This window comes from Mycobacterium sp. (assembly GCF_049585075.1).
Classification (GTDB): domain Bacteria; phylum Actinomycetota; class Actinomycetes; order Mycobacteriales; family Mycobacteriaceae; genus Mycobacterium.
The window spans coordinates 1-3062 of the sequence record NZ_JBAUZA010000092.1 but is presented as its reverse complement, the minus strand read 5'-3'; the positions used below and the strand labels follow the sequence as shown (position 1 = coordinate 3062).

3 protein-coding genes are annotated in these 3062 nt (G+C 67.2%); all 3 read right to left on the bottom strand.

Annotated elements, in window-relative coordinates; all coding sequences use genetic code 11:
- Positions 1 to 110: 110 nt before the first annotated feature.
- The gene (disA, locus tag WB785_RS04275) at positions 111 to 1223 is read right to left on the bottom strand and encodes a DNA integrity scanning diadenylate cyclase DisA (protein WP_424077447.1); all 1113 of its coding nucleotides are present in this window, start codon (positions 1221 to 1223) and stop codon (positions 111 to 113) included.
- A 2-nt stretch (positions 1224 to 1225) separates the two neighbouring features.
- Positions 1226 to 2644 carry a DNA repair protein RadA gene (radA, locus tag WB785_RS04270; RefSeq protein WP_424077446.1) on the bottom strand — a complete coding sequence of 473 codons (1419 nt, stop codon included), beginning with the start codon at positions 2642 to 2644 and terminating at the stop codon, positions 1226 to 1228.
- Between the two features lie 31 nt (positions 2645 to 2675).
- A partial coding sequence (locus tag WB785_RS04265) for a hypothetical protein (protein WP_424077445.1) occupies positions 2676 to 3062 on the bottom strand: 387 nt, incomplete at its 5' end.

The window sequence follows — 3062 nt, the reverse complement described above, 5'->3', positions numbered from 1 at the left end:
GCCCCGGCAACTAACCCGACTGCCCGGCTTCTCCTCATCGCGCTTCGCGTCCCCCTCGCCGCGGCGTGGCTGGGGGTGCCTCCACTGCATCGTCGCCGGGCGCCGGCCTTCTACCCGAGCGGGTCGGCGATAGTCGACTCGGCCAGATGCGAAAGGCCCTCGCGCACCTGCCGTGCCCAGATCGCGCCGATCCCCTCGACCGCCTCAAGGTCGCCGGCACTTGCCGCCAGCAGACCCTGCAGCGACCCGAACTCGCGGACCAGCCGGTCGGCGTGAGCGAATTGCAGCCGCGGGATACCGGCCATCGCCCGATAACCGCGTGAGCTCATCGCCTCGTCCTGGGCCTCCGAGGTCGACGGGTATCCGAAAACCTTTGCCAGCGCGGTGAAATCGAGCAACTCGGTGTCGGACATGTCATCCAGCTCGGCAAGGATGGCCCCGACCTCCTCCTTGGACAACGGTTCCGGGTTGGCGAGGTAGTCGCGGACGATCAGTTCCCGCGCGATGTCGTTGCCGCCCAGCAATTCCTCCAGCTGAAGGCGCAGCTGACGCCCATCGGTGCCCAGCTCGACGGCGTCGTAATCGATCACCAGACCGATCCGGCGAACCAGCTCGAGCCGCTGCACCACCGTCATCACATCGCGCAGCGTGACGAAGTCCTCGATCTCGGCTCGTGACAGCTGCCCGCTGACCTCGTCAAGCCGGGTCTTGTACCGCTCCAGCGTCGCGATGGCCTGGTTCGCTCGCGACAAGATGGTCGCCGAGTCGGCCAGCACGTGGCGTTCGCCGCCGAGGTAGACGGTCACGATGCTCATCGAGTGGCTCACCGAGATCACCGGGTAGCCCGTCTGGACGGCGGCGCGCTCGGCCGAGCGATGCCGGGTCCCGGACTCGTCGGTGGGTATCGACGGGTCGGGCACCAGCTGCACGTTGGCCCGCAGAATCCGACTGCCGTCGGTGGAGAGCACCACCGCGCCGTCCATCTTGCAGAGCTCGCGCAACCTGGTCGGCGCATACCGCACGTCGAGGGAGAATCCGCCGTCGCAGATCGCCTCCACACTGTCGTCGCAACCAAGGACTATCAGGGCGCCGGTCCGGCCGCGCAGAATGCGTTCCAGGCCGTCGCGCAGTGCGGTTCCCGGCGCCAGCCGGGCGACGGCTTCACGCAGGGTGGGACGCGGCGCCGGTACCGCGCCGTTTGTCGATGCCTTGCCTGCAGTCATTGCTAGTCATTCTGCGCTATATCCAACCGATGTGGTGACTTCGGGACGTTCCCGCGATGCTCGGCGATGTCGAGCATGTGCTCTAGCGCTGCCACGATGGTCGCCGCCTCCAGCGCCCGCATGCCCCTCGGCGCCGCATCACAGCCCGGCGGGATCAGCGCTGTGCTGAATCCTTGCCGGGCGGCTTCGGCCAGCCGTCGCTCCATGCCGCTGACCCGCCGCAGATCGCCTGCCAATCCGACTTCACCGATCATCACCACGGTGGCCGGCAGTGGGAGGCTGACGTACGCGGAAGCCAGCGCGATCGCGACGGCCAGATCCGATGACGGATCGGTCAGCCGCATACCGCCCACGGTGGACAGATAGACGTCGTTCACCGCGATCTTGAGGCGGGCGTGCTTTTCCAGCACCGCGGCGATCATCGCCGCCCGGGAGTGGTCGATTCCGCTGACGGCGCGACGCGGCGAGCCACCCCCAGGCGTTGCCAGCAATGCCTGGACTTCGCCGATCAGGGGCCGTTTGCCGTCGAGGGTCACCGTGATTGCAGTACCCGCGACGGGCTGGGGCCGCTGATCCAAGAAAAGCCCGGATGGGTCGGCAACACCCTCGATCCCGTTGTCCTGCAATAGAAAACAACCCACTTCGTCGGCTGCCCCGAATCGATTCTTCACACCGCGGACCATCCGCAGCAGCGAATTGCGGTCACCCTCGAAATGCAGCACGACATCGACCAGGTGTTCCAGTGATCGGGGCCCGGCGATGGCCCCGTCCTTGGTGACATGCCCGACGACGATCAGCGGCACACCGGTGGTCTTCGCCGCGGCGGTCAGCGCGGTGGTTACCGCGCGCACCTGGGTGACCCCGCCGGCGACGCCGTCGGCGTAGGTGCTGGACATGGTCTGCACCGAGTCGACGACGACCAGCGTCGGCTGCACCGCCTCGATATGGCTGAGCACTGCGTGCAGGTCGGACTCGGCGGCCAGGTAGAGCTCGTGATGGCTGCAGTCGGTCCGGTCAGCGCGCATCCGGATCTGGCCCCTCGACTCCTCGCCGGACACATACAACGCGCGCCGGCCTGACTCCGCCCACTGATGGGCGACCTTGAGCAGCAGCGTCGACTTGCCCACCCCCGGATCTCCGGCGAGGAGGGTGACCGAGCCCGGCACCACGCCGCCGCCCAGCACCCGGTCCAGCTCATCGATACCGGTGGGGCAATGGCGGGTGCCGCTGGGTTCGATTGAACTGATCGGAACCGCAGCCGAGGAGGTGGCCACCGAGTGGCGGGCGCCGTTTCGGACAGCGCTGATTACCGCGACTTCATCGACAGAGCCCCAGGTGCCGCACTCCAGACAGCGTCCTACCCACTTGGCGGTGACGTGGCGACATTCCGAACAGCGGTACTGCGAACGCGCCTTGGCCACGCGGTGACGTTATCCCGCGCGACCGACAAATCTAGGGATGCTCGGCCGACACCGGCGGGCGCTCCGGTGCCGAAATCGGCACCGCCAAGCTCACGCTGCCCGCCTTCTCGAAATTGAAGGTGAAGTTGTAGTTCGGGCCATTGGTGATCGGTTTGTCGAGTGCCACCGTCGCCTTCACGGTGCCGGCGGCCTCCACAGCATCCACGGCCTTTTTGCTCTGTCCGCTTGGCGTGCCGACGAACAGCGCCCCCCCTGGTGCCAACGTGGGATTGCCGGTCACGGTCACCTTGCCGATATCGGAGGATATGCCCACCAGCCGGTCGGCAACGTCCGGCGACTGGTTGATCGCGACCAGCACCAAGTCCACCGTCGCGCCCGGGTGGATGAAGTCGGTGTTCTGCTGCGCCTGGATCCGGAC